Source organism: Hungatella hominis (assembly GCF_014288005.1).
In the GTDB taxonomy this organism is placed as follows: domain Bacteria; phylum Bacillota; class Clostridia; order Lachnospirales; family Lachnospiraceae; genus Hungatella; species Hungatella effluvii.
Map to the genome: position 1 here is coordinate 371,813 of NZ_JACOPB010000004.1, position 16,067 is coordinate 387,879.

Annotated in this window: 12 protein-coding genes; 1 reads left to right on the top strand and 11 read right to left on the bottom strand. The window is 51.5% G+C overall.

The features are described from left to right. Positions 1 to 8: 8 nt before the first annotated feature. Positions 9 to 1,682: a sensor histidine kinase gene (locus tag H8S75_RS12160; protein WP_187021866.1), complete on the bottom strand. Its 1,674-nt coding sequence runs from the start codon at positions 1,680 to 1,682 to the stop codon at positions 9 to 11. A 384-nt stretch (positions 1,683 to 2,066) separates the two neighbouring features. Further along, positions 2,067 to 4,127: an ATP-dependent zinc metalloprotease FtsH gene (gene ftsH, locus H8S75_RS12165; protein ID WP_187021867.1), complete on the bottom strand. Its 2,061-nt coding sequence runs from the start codon at positions 4,125 to 4,127 to the stop codon at positions 2,067 to 2,069. A gap of 253 nt (positions 4,128 to 4,380) precedes the next feature. Between ftsH and pyrG the strand changes: the two genes are divergently transcribed. Then, positions 4,381 to 6,021 carry a CTP synthase gene (pyrG, locus tag H8S75_RS12170; protein WP_187021868.1) on the top strand — a complete coding sequence of 547 codons (1,641 nt, stop codon included), beginning with the start codon at positions 4,381 to 4,383 and terminating at the stop codon, positions 6,019 to 6,021. 382 nt (positions 6,022 to 6,403) lie between these two features. Here pyrG and H8S75_RS12175 read toward each other — a convergent pair whose 3' ends face one another. The 9 genes from H8S75_RS12175 to nusA form a co-directional block, all read right to left on the bottom strand. Continuing rightward, positions 6,404 to 7,456, bottom strand: coding sequence for a C40 family peptidase (locus tag H8S75_RS12175; RefSeq protein ID WP_187021869.1), 1,053 nt, complete (start codon positions 7,454 to 7,456; stop codon positions 6,404 to 6,406). 45 nt (positions 7,457 to 7,501) lie between these two features. Continuing rightward, the gene (locus tag H8S75_RS12180) at positions 7,502 to 8,458 is read right to left on the bottom strand and encodes a bifunctional riboflavin kinase/FAD synthetase (RefSeq protein WP_187021924.1); all 957 of its coding nucleotides are present in this window, start codon (positions 8,456 to 8,458) and stop codon (positions 7,502 to 7,504) included. After that, the gene (gene truB, locus H8S75_RS12185) at positions 8,458 to 9,363 is read right to left on the bottom strand and encodes a tRNA pseudouridine(55) synthase TruB (RefSeq protein WP_187021870.1); all 906 of its coding nucleotides are present in this window, start codon (positions 9,361 to 9,363) and stop codon (positions 8,458 to 8,460) included. Before truB ends, H8S75_RS12180 begins: the two co-directional genes overlap by 1 nt. 2 nt (positions 9,364 to 9,365) lie before the next feature. After that, positions 9,366 to 10,325: a DHH family phosphoesterase gene (locus H8S75_RS12190; protein WP_002600704.1), complete on the bottom strand. Its 960-nt coding sequence runs from the start codon at positions 10,323 to 10,325 to the stop codon at positions 9,366 to 9,368. Between the two features lie 11 nt (positions 10,326 to 10,336). Next, complete coding sequence (gene rbfA, locus H8S75_RS12195; RefSeq protein ID WP_187021871.1) at positions 10,337 to 10,699, bottom strand: 30S ribosome-binding factor RbfA; 363 nt, start codon at positions 10,697 to 10,699, stop codon at positions 10,337 to 10,339. Between the two features lie 91 nt (positions 10,700 to 10,790). Next, positions 10,791 to 14,213: a translation initiation factor IF-2 gene (infB, locus tag H8S75_RS12200; protein ID WP_187021872.1), complete on the bottom strand. Its 3,423-nt coding sequence runs from the start codon at positions 14,211 to 14,213 to the stop codon at positions 10,791 to 10,793. Beyond that, on the bottom strand, positions 14,200 to 14,535 hold the full coding sequence (locus tag H8S75_RS12205; RefSeq protein WP_002600708.1) for a L7Ae/L30e/S12e/Gadd45 family ribosomal protein: 336 nt from the start codon (positions 14,533 to 14,535) through the stop codon (positions 14,200 to 14,202). The genes infB and H8S75_RS12205 overlap by 14 nt, the downstream gene beginning before the upstream one ends. Continuing rightward, complete coding sequence (gene rnpM, locus H8S75_RS12210) at positions 14,528 to 14,797, bottom strand: RNase P modulator RnpM (RefSeq protein ID WP_002600709.1); 270 nt, start codon at positions 14,795 to 14,797, stop codon at positions 14,528 to 14,530. Before rnpM ends, H8S75_RS12205 begins: the two co-directional genes overlap by 8 nt. A gap of 19 nt (positions 14,798 to 14,816) precedes the next feature. Then, the gene (gene nusA / locus H8S75_RS12215) at positions 14,817 to 16,037 is read right to left on the bottom strand and encodes a transcription termination factor NusA (RefSeq protein WP_002600710.1); all 1,221 of its coding nucleotides are present in this window, start codon (positions 16,035 to 16,037) and stop codon (positions 14,817 to 14,819) included. Between the last annotated feature and the right edge of the window lie 30 nt (positions 16,038 to 16,067).

The window sequence follows — 16,067 nt, forward strand, 5'->3', positions numbered from 1 at the left end:
CCCTCTCCTCATATCTGTATCATCAGGTTAATTTTCGCTCCGCCCTGGTTGGAGAACTGAACAGCGAAATCTTCTCCGTAAATCAGGCGGAATCTCTGGATGACATTGCGAATCCCCACCCCCGTCAGGGCAGCAGTCTCATCCAGATGGTGGTTCAGTTCGCTGAGCAGTTCCTCTGGAAAACCGGGTCCATTGTCGCGTATCACAATATCCGCCAGGTGCCGGCCATCCATCTCCAGGGACCGTGCATCGATCCTGATCTGCAGTGTTCCGTCCTGTGCCATACCGTGTTTCATACAATTTTCAATCAGAGTCAGACAGCTGACCGGCGGTACCATCATCATCCTGACGCCCTCATCCATGCTGATATGAATCTCCGCCCGGCCGCTTTCTATGCTCCGATGCAGTTCAATATAGTTCTCGCACATCTGCATCTCTTTTTCCAACGGGATCAGATCGCTCTGCTGATCGAACACATACCGCAAATGAGTGCCTAAATACACCACGGCTTTCTGAATCTGCCCGATCTTTTCCGACTGCGCCAGTCCAAAAATGCTCTTGAGACAGTTCAGGAAAAAATGAGGCCGGATCTGCATCTTCAACGCGTACAGCTGCGCCTTTTCCCTGGCAATCTGCTGCTCGTAGCTCTTAATCTTCAGTGTGGTGATCTCCGAGATCATATGGTTAAACGCCTGCTGTACCTTCTGGAATTCGCGGCCGCCCTGTTCTTCCACCCGCACATTTAAATCGCCCTCTTCTATCTTCTGCATGGCCTGTACCAGAGAATCCATCGGACGAAACAGAATACTCTTTAAATACCCGATCAGAATCCAGACCATCACAAATCCCAGGGCAATATACAGATACGGGCTCATATACAGAAATTTTAACACCACACTGCTGTTATAGAATTCTGATATGAGCGCGACCTTAAAATGGATCAGCTGCTTCTGCACCACCATATAGTTCTTACTGTTGGAGAAATAGTAGTCCGAATCGTTCAGATAATTCAGATAAATACCATTCTTCTGAATGAAGTCTTCGTTAGAAAAGACCTCCTGGTTATTAAAAAATACGATTTCGCCCTCATAGGAATAAAAGAGTTTTGCATTCTTGGAGGCCTGAGGCAGATCGTATATTCCCACTACAAAAGCGTTGTCCCGCTCCATGACTCTACACAGAAATGTCCGGCTTCCGATCCTTTTTATAAACCAGCCCAGAGGCACTTCCTCCTCTTCCAGAAACGTTCCCAAGGAATCTGTTATTTCTTCCTTCACAGAGCCATAACCGACAATCGAGTTAAATACGCTGCCTCTGACGTCTGTATCGGTATCGTACAGCAGATACGCCGCAACGTCCTGGTTGTCCTTCAGTTCCTCCGAAAAGCGGTCCATAATCTCCCCCACAAACGGGCTGCAGCCCGGATCCCCCCGCAGAGCGAGAAACTGATCAAATGCATCGTTATGATACACCGTATTTGTGATAAATACCTCTGAACGCTCGATTTCGCTCTGGAGCGTATTATAATAAACCTGCAGGCTGGCATTGTTCGATTTGGCAATCTGCTGCTCTATCTGCTTTATTGCCATCCTCATTCCGGTTCCGAATACCAGCGAAAAGAGAATAATGACGCCGAATATAGAAATTAAAATCTTGTGTTTCAGTAGAATTTTATCTTTCATACTTCCCCCCATGTTAAATAGAAAGCAACTGTAATCTGGTATCTTACATTATAGCCAAACATCCGGTCTTCTTCAATGAGAAAAGTAAACGGATTCTGATTCCGCGCTGCCAGGCAGACTTGCCCCCGATAAAATCTATCTCCAATCAAAAAAATCCCCTATAAAAGGGAGGAAGCCGGTAAGAGGGGATCCTACCGGCTTTGAGTATGAAAAAAAGTTTTATATTATTAAAAACGTTTACGAGTATTACTATAACCAATAAATGTGAAAAATATTTGCCCTAAATGTGAAAGAAATGTGAATCTTAAACATTCCTCTGATAAAGAAGTCCCCTGACTTCATACGAAATCAGGGGACATGTCTCACTTCTTATCTCTTCAATTCTTATCTCTTTACTCCCATATGGAACATCTCATCAGATCCGGATTTCTCTTCCGTATCCGTTGTCTCCTGGGACGGTTCCTTTGGCGCATTCTCTTCCGCTGCGGGACTGCTCAGGACTGCTTCTTCCTTCTTATCGTCGAACGTGTCCTTATGGCTTACCACGTCGTCCATCTTATCAGCATCGGTCTTATCCTTCTCCTCCGGCTCCGGTATTCCCTTCATCTCTCTGAAAATCTTCATGAATTCCTTGCCGGTGATGGTCTCCTTCTCGATTAAGAACTCTGCGATCTTATCCATCACATCGCGGTTCTCAGACAACAGAGCCTTGGCTTCCTCGTAAGCTTCCTTCAGCATCTTCATGACCTCGTTATCGACTTCGGCAGCCGTGGCATCGCCGCAGTTCATGACCGTACGGCCGGTTAAGTACTGGTCTTCCTGAGTCGCTAAGCCCATCAGACCAAACTTATCAGACATACCGTACTGAGTAATCATGGCCCGGGCCATTCTGGTCGCCTGCTCAATATCGTTGGCTGCTCCCGTGGTCACAGTATCAAACACAAGCTCCTCCGCTGCTCGTCCGGCCAGGGCCCCGACCAGCATGGCGTGAAGTTCTTTCTTCGTATTTAAATATTTTTCTTCCTCCGGCACGTGCATAACGTAGCCAAGGGCACCCATGGTTCTCGGAACGATGGTTATCTTCTGAACCGGCTCCGCGTCCTTCTGGAGGGCGCTTACGAGAGCATGGCCAACCTCGTGGTAAGACACGATGCGGCGCTCTTCCTTATTCATGATTCTGTCTTTCTTCTCTTTACCCACAAGCACGACTTCAACCGCTTCAAATAAGTCTTTCTGGGCGACGGCCTGTCTGCCGCTCTTAACCGCCAGAATGGCTGCCTCGTTAATCATATTGGCAAGATCCGATCCAACCGCGCCGGAAGTCGCCAGCGCAATCGCGTCGAGATCGACGCTCTCATCCATCAATACGTCTCTGGAATGAACCTTTAAGATATCCACACGGCCCTTTAAATCAGGCTTATCCACGATGATCCGGCGGTCGAAACGGCCTGGACGCAGCAGCGCCGGGTCTAATATCTCCGGACGGTTTGTCGCAGCCAGAACCAGAAGTCCCTTGGAGGAATCGAATCCGTCCATCTCGGACAACAGCTGGTTTAATGTCTGTTCACGCTCGTCATTGCCGCCGCCAAATCTGGAATCACGGCTCTTACCGATGGCATCCACCTCATCGATGAAAATGATACAGGGAGCAGACTCCTGGGCCTGCTTGAATAAGTCACGCACACGGGAGGCGCCGACACCCACGAACATCTCTACGAAATCAGAACCGGACAGCGAATAGAATGGGACATGCGCTTCTCCGGCTACCGCCTTGGCAAGCAGGGTCTTACCTGTACCAGGAGGACCCACAAGCAGGGCTCCTTTCGGCAGCTTGGCGCCGATCTTCGTGTATTTACCCGGATTGTGAAGGAAATCTACGATCTCCGTCAGCGACTCCTTCGCCTCGTCTTCACCGGCTACATCGCGGAATGTAACTCCGGTCTCTTTCTGTACGTATACCTTGGCGTTGCTCTTGCCCACGCCCATGATACCGCCGCCTCCGCCGACACGGCGCATCATAAAGTTAAGTAGAATTCCCATCAGACCAAACAGCAGCAGATAGCTGACAATGGTCTGGATAATGAAGTTGCCATCCTTACGGATCCTGTGCGTATCCACGCCGGCTGTCCGAAGTCTCTCCGCGAGTGTTAAATCATTATCCATTCGCACGGTATAATATGTTTTCCCGGGCATGTATCCTTCCCAGGTGCTCTTCGGCTCGATTGTAATTCTGGAGTCCTCGACGCTTACGGCCTCTACCTGCTTCTCATCCACCATGTTCATAAATGTATCATAGCTGAGCTCTTCTGTGGTCCTCGCTGAGAGTGCGTTGTGCAGATAGGACAGCCCTGCCACCGCAATTAAAAAGGTAACTACCCATGCAATAATTACCTGTGCGTTCTTTGGCATCTTACTGTTATTATTCTGATTGTTGTTGTTATCCATATGTGTAAATTCTCCAATCCGGATATTCTATACCCATTCTATATCATTATAGTGTCAGTCTCTCCATAAATCAAGAAAAGAATTATAAAATCCTTATAAAGAGATTTTCATTCCATGGTATTTTAAGACAAATTTTACACTTAATAATCGAAAGTTTTTTCATGAAAATGTGGATTTCTGAAATAATTAGTTGTATAATATCGTTTTTATTGAATGACACATCCCCAAAAAACCTTAAGGAGGTACCATTTTTATGCCAGTGAAATACGTATTTGTCACCGGTGGCGTCGTGTCCGGTCTTGGCAAAGGCATCACCGCAGCATCCCTTGGCCGTCTGTTAAAGGCGCGCGGCTATCACGTCACCATGCAGAAATTCGATCCCTACATCAACATCGACCCCGGCACCATGAATCCGGTCCAGCACGGTGAGGTATTTGTCACCGAGGACGGCGTGGAGACGGATCTGGATTTAGGCCACTATGAGCGATTTATCGACGAAAATCTGACGAAAAATTCCAATGTCACCACCGGCAAGGTCTACTGGACCGTTCTGACAAAGGAACGCCGCGGAGACTTCGGCGGAGGCACGGTTCAGGTGATCCCCCACATCACCGATGAAATCAAAAGCCGTTTTCACCGCAGCGGAGAACAGACCGCGTCCGGCATCTCTGACTCCCTGCAATCCGATGACATGGAGATTGCCATCATCGAGGTCGGCGGCACCGTCGGAGACATCGAGAGCCAGCCGTTTTTGGAGGCAATCCGCCAGTTCCAGCACGATGTCGGCCGTGAAAATGCAATTCTGATCCACGTAACCTTAGTTCCCTATCTAAAAGTGTCCGAGGAATTAAAGACAAAGCCCACCCAGGCCAGTGTCAAGGATTTGCAGGGTATGGGAATCCAGCCGGACATCATCGTCTGCCGCTCCGAACTTCCCCTCGACGACGGAATCCGCGGCAAGATCGCCCAGTTCTGCAACGTCCCGAAAAATCACGTGCTCCAGAATCTCGATGTGGAGGTACTCTACGAACTCCCGCTGGTAATGGAACAGGAGCATCTGGCCGAGGTGGCCTGTGAGAGTCTGCGTATCCCTTGTCCCGAACCGGATTTATCCGAGTGGAGTTCCATGATCGAGAGCTGGAAACACCCGCAGAAGCAGGTGACGGTGGCTCTGGTCGGCAAATACATCTCCTTACATGACGCCTATATCTCCGTTGTGGAAGCATTAAAACACGGCGGTGTGGCCAACCACGCCAGCGTATCCATCCGCTGGGTCGACTCCGAGGAGGTAAACGATGGTAATGCCGCCGAGATCTTTGACGGTGTGAACGGCCTCCTCGTGCCTGGAGGCTTTGGAAGCAGGGGAATCGAAGGGAAAATCTCTGCCATCCGCTGGGCGCGCACCCATGGGATCCCGTTCCTCGGTCTCTGTCTCGGAATGCAGATGGCCATCGTGGAATTCGCCCGCGACGTCGTCGGCTACAGCGACGCCCACACGGCTGAGTTAGACCCTGACACCGGCCATCCGGTCATCCATCTGATGCCGGACCAGAACGGCGTTGAAGACATCGGAGGAACCCTGCGTCTCGGCTCCTATCCCTGTGTGCTTGACAAAACCTCCAGAGCCTACGCCCTATACGGCCAGGAAACGATTCACGAGCGCCACCGCCACCGGTATGAGGTCAACAACGACTACCGCCAGACCCTGACCGAAAACGGCATGAAACTGTCCGGCATTTCCCCGGATGGACGGATTGTCGAGATGATTGAGCTTCCGGAGCATCCCTGGTTCGTCGCCACACAGGCCCATCCGGAATTTAAATCGCGGCCAAACCGTCCGCATCCGCTGTTTGCCGGCTTTATCGAGGCTGCGCTTAAAAATCAGGATAAATAATTCCCCAGTTATCCTGTCGCCCACATAAAATAAGAATATTGGTTATACTATCAATATCATTGAAAATGGGGGCAGACACGATCGTGACTACGGAAAAAGCAGTTATACTTTTAAGGGCATACGCCGCCTGCATGCTGAGTGAAAATTGCTCCGACTGTCCATTTCAGGGGAAGTGTTCCGGCTGGACAGAGGAGCTTGTGCTTCAGGCATTACATCATTTAAATACGGAGTCCGAAGGAGAGCAGCGCGTTTAACCGCGTTCCTCTGAACTAAAAGAACGGACAGAAAAAAGCTGGCAAACAGCTTTCTCCTGTCCGTATTCTGCCGCATTCATGGAGGCGTTCTCCTTATCGGCCCGATCTCATCCATGGGGTACTAAAGCCTATGGAATCACTCTCCGTATTGTCACCGGCTTCCGGTAATTCCAGGTTGAAATCTTGATGCCGCTTCTCCGGTTGGCCGCATGGACGATCTTTCCGCCTCCGATATACATGGCGACATGATCGATCGTGCTTCCGCTGGCATAAAACAGTAAATCTCCCGGCTGCATGGCCGTGGAAGAAACCGCCAGTCCCTCCGCGGACTGTTCCCTGGAGGTTCTGTCCAGATGAATGCCGGCGGCGTGTTCCATGACATACTGCACGAAACCGGAGCAGTCGGCTCCCGTATTCGGGTTTGTTCCGCCCCACTGGTATGGATTGCCGACGAAACGCACGGCGTAGTTCACTACCTGCTGGCGAAGGGAATTCTCCACTTTTTCCGCCTCCGGAATGGTATAAGCCACCACCGCGTTGCCCGGCACGTAGGCGTAGCCGTCTTTTTCACCGTATCGGATCTTAATCCAGCCGCCTCCCGCTCTGGAGAGAAAATCATACGTCTCTCCCTCGTGGATCCGGCCCAGAATCTCCGAATCCGTATCCGGAGCGCTGCGGACCCTGAGGGTATCCGTGTTTACGCGGAGCATGAGTTTCATATCGTAATAGGCCGATGCCCTGGCAGCCTGTCCCACGGCGAGATACTTACCCGAGACGTAGCCGGTCACCTGACCCGACTTTATCTTATACCAGCCATGTTCCATACCCAGCACGCTGCATCCGGCATGGCTGTCCATTTTTCCTACTATATCCGCGTCATTCTTTGGTTCTTTTCTGATGTTCAGGGAATCCTCCACCATGGCTACGCCTAGGTTTTTGAAAATATCACGAAAGGTTCCGAACACCACTTTTTCTTGCGTAAGACCGGCGGATACCGCCTGGCTCTCCGTTTCCTCCACAGACTCCAAATGCTTGTCCATGGCCGTCCCGAATCCCGCTATGGAGTTTCCGGACGTGAAGGAAGGTTCCGGCTTCGCCGCCTGTACATCTGCTGTGCCCAGGACCACGGCGCTGCCGCAGGCCAGGCAAAATCCCAGCATTTTCCATGCTTTGTCAGTCATTATGCACATTCCTTCGCAAGTTATTATTCAGATTTGTTGTAGCTGTTATGATAAATGAGTTATCTGCTGATCTGACAGGTTCTTTAAATACGCCAGAGCGTAATCCCTGTCTCTTCCTATCTGCGCCTTCAGCTGCTCAAGTCCGTCAAATTTCTTCTCCGGGCGAATAAAGATAAGCAGCTGTACTTCTATATTCTTCCCATAAATATCCTCATCTATACCAAACAGAAATGTCTCCGCTCCCACAGGGGATTCCCCGCTTACGGTCGGCTTCCTTCCGATGTTCGTCACTCCCCCGTAATAAGTACCTTCTACATAGACCTTTGACACGTAAACGCCAAATGTCGGCAGATGTTTTTCAGGCGGCGGCAGAATGTTGGCCGTTGGAAATCCCAGGACGCTTCCCCCGATATGATTTCCGTGCACCACGGTTCCGTGGATGGCATACGGCTCGCCGAGAAGCTCGTTCGCCTTCTCGATATTTCCGGCATCCAGCTCTTCCCGCACATACGTACTGCTGATATCCCGGTTGTCATCCTGTTCCTTGTGGATGACGATGAGCTCGTACCCGTATTTCGCCTTCCATTCTTCGAGGCGGTCCGCATTGCCGGCCCCCTTATAGCCAAAGGAGCAGTCCGTTCCGACGACGATCACCCTGGCGTGCATGCGCGAAACCAGGATATCCCGCACGAAGTCCTCCGGCGCCATACGTGCCGTCTCCTTCGTAAACGGATACTCCACTAAATAGTCTATGCCGATTCTTTCCAGATTATTCCTTCTCTCCAGATTGGTAGTGATAACCGTCTGTTTCTTTCCCTCTACCAGGCTTCCCGGCGTCATATCAAAGGTAAATACAGCCGTCTTAAGGCCGCGCTCCGCCTTCACCTCCAGCATCTGCTTCAGCAGCTTCTGATGGCCCCTGTGGCGTCCGTCAAACTTGCCGATGGTCACGACCGCAGGCTCCTCAATCTGAAAATCTGTTGTTTCGGTTATATATTCCATCATTTGTTTCCTCCCAGAAAAACCTTCTGAGGCTTCAGTACGTTCTTCTCCCGGTCCAGGGCGTATATCCCGATAAACCGTCCCTGGCTGTCGTAGACCCTGACCGGGCTGTCCTGCGCTGGGGAGTCTCCCTCCGCCTGATTGCGGTAGAACGGATTGCCGTTATGGACCAGCTTATCAAACTCTTCCTTCATCGTAAGAGCCGGATACTCTAAAAATACGGCGTCAACGGCAAGAATATGATCCGCAAGTCCGCCGTCATCCCTCTGCTTTTCAATCTCGGAGAGCGTCAGGCTGTCCTTCAGTTCAAACTGGCCGACTCTTGTCCTCAAAAGCGATTCCATACAGCCGCCGCATCCCAGCTTTCGTCCGATATCGTAGCAGAGCGTCCGGATATAAGTCCCCTTTGTGCATGACACCGTCATGGTCACTCGGGGCAGGACGATCTCCTCCACACAGATATCCAGGATCATCACCGGTCTCGCCTTCCGTTCCACTTCCCTGCCGGCACGGGCCAGCTCATAGAGCTTCTTCCCATCCACCTTCAGCGCAGAATACATGGGCGGCACCTGGTCGTAATCGCCCAGAAAGCTTATGACCGCCGCTCTCACCTCTTCCTCCGTCACTGCCACCGGATATTCGGCGAGCGTCACACCAGTCGTATCCTGCGTATCAGTCTCGAGGCCCAGCAAAAGCACGGCGCGGTAAGTCTTCGTCCGGTCTGCCAGCAGATCGCAGAGCTTCGTGCCGTTTCCGAGACACACGGGAAGCACGCCCTCCGCCATGGGGTCCAGCGTGCCGGTATGTCCAATTTTTTTCTGTTTTAAAATACCTCTCATTTTCGCAACAACGTCATGAGAGGTATAGCCTTTTTCTTTGTATACATTGATGATACCGTCTGCCATCTTTAAGTATCTCCATTAATTTGTACTGAGATCCGTGCGGATAAGTTGTTGACGACGTCGTGAACACTGCCGGCCATGGTACATCCCGCCGCCTTCACGTGGCCGCCGCCGCCGAAATACACGGCGATCTTACTCACATCCAGATCATTGGTGGAACGCAGGCTCACTTTATACTCGCGGCAGGCCGTCTCGTACATGAAAATCGCACACTCCACGCCCTCCGTAATCCTCAGCTGGTCAATGATTCCATCCATGTCGGCGCTGGTCACGCCGTAGAAATCCATGTCCCTCTTATGAATCACGCTGAAAATACAGCGCCCATCCAGGAAGGTAATGCTCTCCAGAAGCGCACGTCCCAGAATCTGGTTCTGAATATACGTTTTCCGGTAAAAGCTGTTGTCGATGATGTGGGGGAAATCGATTCCCTTTGCCATCATCTTTCCCGCGATCTCCATGGTCTTCGCAGAGGTGCAGTCGTATTTAAACACCCCTGTGTCGTGGATAATACCGGTGTAAATGCATTCCGCCACCGCTTTGCTTATCTTCTCTTCCTCCAGAAGGCCGAAGAGGACCTCGCAGGTGGAGCTGGCTTTCGCTTCTACGATATTCTGTCCCGCAAACCCGGTATTGGTCACGTGGTGGTCCACGCAGATACTCTTTTTGGCGCTGTTTAAGTACCGCACCGCCTCACCGAAGCGGAGCATGTCGCTGCAGTCCAGGCAGAGGCAGAGATCAAACTCCGCCTCCACTGAAAAATCGCTGCAGATACGCCCAATATTCTTTAAATAACCGAATTTTATGGATGGTTCCTCTAAAAAGACGGTCACTCGGACATCAGGATAATGTTCTTCCAGGTAGTTGTACGCTGCCAGACAGGATCCGATACAGTCTCCGTCCGGGCGGATATGGCCGATGATCGCCATCGTCTCTACATCCTCAAGCATAGTATCAAAAAAGCTCATGGAAACACCTCCTACTCTTTGGTATCTTTCGTTACCTCGTCAATCAGTTTCGACATATTTACCCCATATTCGATGGACTGGTCCAGAATAAATTTGATCTCCGGAGTATTCCGTAAATTCACTCTTCTGGCCAGCTCGCGGCGGATATAGCCCTCCGCGCTCTTCAGTCCTTCGATGGTTGCATTGCCGGCTTCCTCGTCACCTAAAACACTGATATATGCCTTGCAGAATTTTAAGTCCGGAGTCACAGAGACTGCAACCACCGTCGTCATGGGATGGATTCTCGGGTCCTTGATCTCAAGGCGGATAATCTCGCTCAGTTCTCTCTGAACCTCCATATTGATTCTTGTATTCTTTATACTGTTTTTACGCATGTTCTTCCTTTCGTTTTGCCGCTCCGCCTTCCGGCAGGATTCCCCGGCTTTCACTTAAGTCCTGGTAATGCAGTACCAGTGCAATGTAGTACTAGCGGGGAACCTCTACCATAGCGTAAGCTTCAATCATGTCATCTTCCTGGATGTCATTGAACTTCTCAAATACAAGACCACATTCGTAACCTGTCGCAACTTCCTTCACATCATCCTTAAATCTCTTTAAGGATGCCAGCGGGCCATCGTAAAGCTGCTCTCCTGCACGTGTAATACGTACGCTGCAGCCTCTCTGGAACTTACCGTCCATGACATAGGAACCTGCGATCGTACCGACGCCGGAAGCCTTGAATGTCTGACGCACAATGGCGTGGCCGATAACCTGCTCTTCAAAGATCGGATCCAGCATGCCCTTCATGGCCGCTTCCACATCCTCGATTGCCTGATAGATTACCTTGTACAGTCTCATATCCACTTTCTCGCGCTCTGCTATGGACTTCGCCGTCACATCCGGTCTTACGTTAAAGCCGATGATGATGGCGTTGGAAGCAGATGCCAGAGATACGTCGGATTCGTTGATGGCGCCAACGCCGCCGTGGATTACCTTTACCATAACTTCTTCATTGGACAGCTTCACAAGACTCTGCTTCACTGCTTCCACAGAACCCTGTACGTCAGCCTTGACGATGATCGGCAGTTCCTTGATATTGCCGGCCTTGATCTGGCTGAACAAGTCATCCAGTGATAACTTAGCTTTTGTATCTTCCAGTAATTTATTCTTGCCTTCAGAGATAAATGTCTCTGCGAAGTTTCTCGCTTCCTTCTCGTTTACAGTTCCTACCAGTACCTCGCCTGCGTTTGGAACGTCGTTCAGTCCCAGGATTTCCACAGGAGTGGATGGACCGGCCTCTTTGACTCTGCGGCCCTTGTCATCCATCATGGCGCGGACTTTTCCGTAGCAGGAACCTGCGGCAACGGTATCTCCTACATGGAGAACCCCCTTCTGTACCAGAACGGTGGCAACCGGGCCTTTTCCCTTGTCGAGCTCTGCCTCGATGATTAAACCTCTGGCAGTTCTGTTCGGATTGGCCTTCAGCTCCTTCACCTCCGCAGTTAAAAGGATCATCTCCAGAAGCTCCGGAATCCCTTCCTTGGAGTGAGCAGATACCGGTACGAAAACCGTGCTGCCGCCCCAGTCTTCCGGAATCAGTTCGTATTCGGATAATTCCTGTTTTACTTTGTCAACATTGGCACTCGGCTTATCGATCTTATTGATTGCCACAATAATCTCTACACCTGCCGCCTTCGCATGGTTGATCGCCTCCACGGTCTGCGGCATCACGCCGTCGTCCGCTGCGACTACCAGAATTGCGATATCTGTGGACTGAGCGCCTCTCATACGCATGGCCGTAAATGCCTCGTGGCCTGGTGTGTCTAAGAAGGTGATCTTCTGTCCGTTAATTTCCACCATGTAGGCGCCGATATGCTGTGTGATACCACCGGCCTCTCTGGAGGTAACATTTGTCTGACGAATCGCATCAAGAAGAGAGGTTTTACCGTGGTCTACGTGGCCCATAACGCATACGACCGGCGGTCTGGCAACCATATCCGCCTCGTTCTCCTCATCCTCTTTTAAGAGCTCTTCGATGACATCCACTTTTACTTCTTTTTCGCAGAGAACTTCGTATTCCATAGCGATCTCTTCCGCCTGATCGAAGTCGATCTCCTGGTTCAGGGTTACAATCTTGCCCTGCAGGAACAGCTTTTTAACGATTGCTGACGGCTGAAGCTTCATCTTCTCCGCTAATTCCTTTATTGTCAGGATCTCAGGAAGAATGATCGTCTTAACGACCTCTACCTTAGGCTCTTCATGTGCCGGCGGCTGGATCGGCGCTTTAAACTTGCCGCCTTTGCCCAGATTCTTCTTTGCGTCGTCGTCCTTGTCTCTCTTGTCGAATCTATCGTTCTTATAGGCGTTTTTATTGCCTCTGTTGCTCGTTGGTTTTGCCTGGATCGGTGTATCAAAGGATTTTGCTCCGCCGTCTCTGCCCGTTCCCGGACGTCCGCCCGGTCCCTGCGGTCTGCCTCCGCGATTATCGCGGTTGCCCTGATAGCCTCCCTGGCCCTGCGGTCTTCCATCACGGTTGCCCTGATAGCCTCCCTGGCCCTGCGGTCTTCCGTCTCGGTTGCCCTGATAGCCTCCCTGGCCCTGCGGTCTTCCGTCTCGGTTGCCCTGATAGCCTCCCTGGCCCTGCGGTCTTCCGTCTCGGTTGCCCTGATAGCCTCCCTGGCCCTGCGGTCTTCCGTCTCGGTTGCCCTGATAGCCTCCCTGGCCCTGCGGTCTTCCGTCTCGGTTGCCCTGATAGCCTCCCTGGCCCTGCGGTCTTCCGTCTCGGTTGCCCTGGTAGCCTCCCTGGCCCTGCGGTCTTCCGTCGCGATTGCCCTGGTAGCCTCCCTGGCCCTGCGGTCTTCCGTCTCGGTTGCCCTGGTAACCTCCCTGGCCCTGCGGTCTTCCGTCGCGATTGCCCTGGTAGCCTCCCTGGCCCTGCGGTCTTCCGTCTCGGTTGCCCTGATAGCCCTGGCCCTGCGGTCTTCCGTCGCGGTTGCCCTGGTAACCTCCCTGGCCCTGCGGTCTTCCATCACGATTGCCCTGGTAGCCTCCCTGGCCCTGCGGTCTTCCGTCTCGATTGCCCTGGTAGCCCTGGCCCTGCGGTCTTCCGTCACGGTTTCCCTGGTAGCCCTGGCCCTGCGGTCTTCCGTCACGGTTTCCCTGGTAGCCCTGGCCCTGCGGTCTTCCGTCGCGGTTTCCCTGGTAGCCCTGACCCTGCGGTCTTGCAGATGAATTCTGGTCGGAACGCGCATCGGTCTGCTGCGCCTGCGGTGACTGGCCTGCGGGTGCCTGTGTCTGCGGAGCCTGAGTCTGAGCCGGCTGAACCGGCGCTGTCTGGCTCTGCGGTGCCTGCTGCGTATTTACTGTGTTATCTGCTGCTTCACGTGGCTGGACACTCTGACCGGATACCGTGGTGTTTCCAGCGGTTCTCTGCTCATAGCTGCCGCCCTGATTCTGCGGTCTTCCGTCACGGTTTCCCTGATAGCCCTGGCCCTGCGGTCTTCCGTCGCGGTTTCCCTGATAGCCCTGGCCCTGTGGTCTTCCGTCGCGGTTTCCCTGATAGCCCTGTCCCTGTGGTCTTCCATCGCGGTTTCCCTGGCCCTGCTGACGCTGCGGCTTCATCTGTGCGTTCTGCGGACGGAAAACTGCTGCTATTTTCTTCTTGTGCGGCTCACCCGCGCCTGCTTCAGTTCTGGCCGGGTCATCACCCGCCGTTTTCTCGGTCGCCGGTGTGTTCTGCCTTCCTTCGCTGCTTTTTCCAGCTCCGCCCATCGCTTTTCTCACGATAGACGCCTGGTCATCCGATATATTGGATGAACTCTTTAAATTTATATCGTGCTTTTCCAGGATATCCAGTATCTCTTTACTGCTGTCTTTTCCCAGTTCTTTTGCCAGATCATATACTCTCATACTTACTACCTCCATTTGTATTCAATAGTTTCACGACTGCTTTTGCGAACCCCGCGTCCAGAATGACAAGGGAAGCTCTCATTTCCTTTCCCATTGCATGACCGATCTCGCTCTTTTTACCGAAAAAGTAGATTGGAACTTCATAGTAAGTACACATATTGGTGAACATTTTTCTGGTATTGTCAGATGCTTCCTCCGACACGATCACCAGGAATGCCTTTCCACTCTTCACGGATTTCTCCGTCATAAATTCTCCGCTTGCAGTCTTCCCGGCCTTTGTAGCCAGACCAATCAGATTAAGAACTTTCTGTCTGTCATCCAAGCTGCTCCATCTCCTTTTCCAACGTTTCGTATACTTCCTTTGGAATCGCCGTCTTAAAGGAGCGTTCCAGACCCTTGTTCTTAACTGCTTTCTTAAAACAGTCCATGGAGGGACACAGATATGCGCCGCGCCCGTTCTTCCGTCCGGTCGCATCCAGCACAATCTCGTCCTCCGCCGTCTTAAGCACACGAATCATCTCTTTTTTACTTTTCATCTCACCACAGCCGATACACTGTCTGAGCGGTATCTTCTTTGTACTCACGTTTCAATCACTTCCCGTTTTATTTTTCCTGGCTGTCTTCCTCTAAGCTGTCTTCCTCTAAGCCGCCGTCCTGGTAATCTTCCTGATCGTCTTCCTGGTAATCCTCCTGGTATTCTGTGTCTCCATCTTCCTGATAATCGCTTTCGTAATCCTCGTACCCTCCGTCTTCCTGATAATCCAGACCCAGCTCTTCGAATAATCCCATCTCTCTGGCCTGCGTCTCACTCTTGATATCAATCTTATATCCTGTCAGCCTTGCTGCCAGTCTCGCGTTCTGGCCTTCTTTACCGATTGCCAGGGAAAGCTGGTAATCCGGTACGATAACCTGAGCTTCCTTTGAATCCTCGTCAGCCACCACGCAGATAACCTTTGCCGGGCTTAATGCATTCTCAATTAAGTATGCCGGGTTGTCGTCCCAGTTGATGATGTCGATCTTTTCGCCGCGAAGTTCATTCACGATGGCATTCACCCTCGCGCCGTTCAAGCCGACACATGCGCCTACCGGATCCACATTCTGGTCGTTGGATTTAACGGCAATCTTCGTTCTGGAGCCTGCCTCTCTGGCAATGGCTTTCATCTCAACCGTTCCGTCTTTTACCTCTGCCACTTCTGATTCAAATAAGCGTTTTACCAGATCCGGATGGGTTCTCGATACGGAAATCCTCGGTCCCTTCGGAGTATCCTTTACCTCCAGAACGTACACCTTGATTCTCTCCGTGGCCTTGAATACCTCGCCCTTCACCATCTCCGCCTCATTTAAAATGGCATCGACCTTACCTAAGTTAATGCTGACATTCTTCCCTAAATATCTCTGTACAATACCGGTAACCACTTCCTTCTCCTGGCAGTACCAGTCGTTATACAGGGCTTTTCTTCCTTCCTCACGGATCTTCTGGAGGATCACATTCTTCGCATTCTGTGTGGCAATACGTCCAAACTTCTTGGAATCGATCGGACACTGTACGATATCTCCCACGTCATATTTCGGATCCGTCATCTTGGCTTCCGCGAGGCTGATCTGAAGCAGCGGGTCTTCCACTTCCTCCACAACTTCCTTCTCCGCGTAAACGGAAAAGTCGCATGTATCGCGGTTCATGCTCACCTTGACATTGTCTGCCTTGCCAAAGTGGTTCTTGCACGCCGTAAGAAGAGAATTCTCGATCGCCTCCAGCAGGGTATCTTTGCTGATATTATTCTCTTTTTCCAGAATATTCAGTGCTTCTAACAGTTCCTTATTCATTTTTTTATCCTCCTACTCTCATCCATCATA

Coding starts and splice junctions, on each gene's coding strand:
- pyrG (WP_187021868.1), top strand. CDS start 4,381: ATGCCAGTGAAATACGTATTTGTCACCGGTGGCGTCGTGTCCGGTCTT.
- infB (WP_187021872.1), bottom strand. CDS start 14,213: ATGAGAGTATATGATCTGGCAAAAGAACTGGGAAAAGACAGCAGTAAA.
- H8S75_RS12190 (WP_002600704.1), bottom strand. CDS start 10,325: ATGAGCTTTTTTGATACTATGCTTGAGGATGTAGAGACGATGGCGATC.
- H8S75_RS12160 (WP_187021866.1), bottom strand. CDS start 1,682: ATGAAAGATAAAATTCTACTGAAACACAAGATTTTAATTTCTATATTC.
- H8S75_RS12180 (WP_187021924.1), bottom strand. CDS start 8,458: ATGGAATATATAACCGAAACAACAGATTTTCAGATTGAGGAGCCTGCG.
- truB (WP_187021870.1), bottom strand. CDS start 9,363: ATGGCAGACGGTATCATCAATGTATACAAAGAAAAAGGCTATACCTCT.
- nusA (WP_002600710.1), bottom strand. CDS start 16,037: ATGAATAAGGAACTGTTAGAAGCACTGAATATTCTGGAAAAAGAGAAT.
- ftsH (WP_187021867.1), bottom strand. CDS start 4,127: ATGGATAACAACAACAATCAGAATAATAACAGTAAGATGCCAAAGAAC.
- rbfA (WP_187021871.1), bottom strand. CDS start 10,699: ATGCGTAAAAACAGTATAAAGAATACAAGAATCAATATGGAGGTTCAG.
- H8S75_RS12175 (WP_187021869.1), bottom strand. CDS start 7,456: ATGACTGACAAAGCATGGAAAATGCTGGGATTTTGCCTGGCCTGCGGC.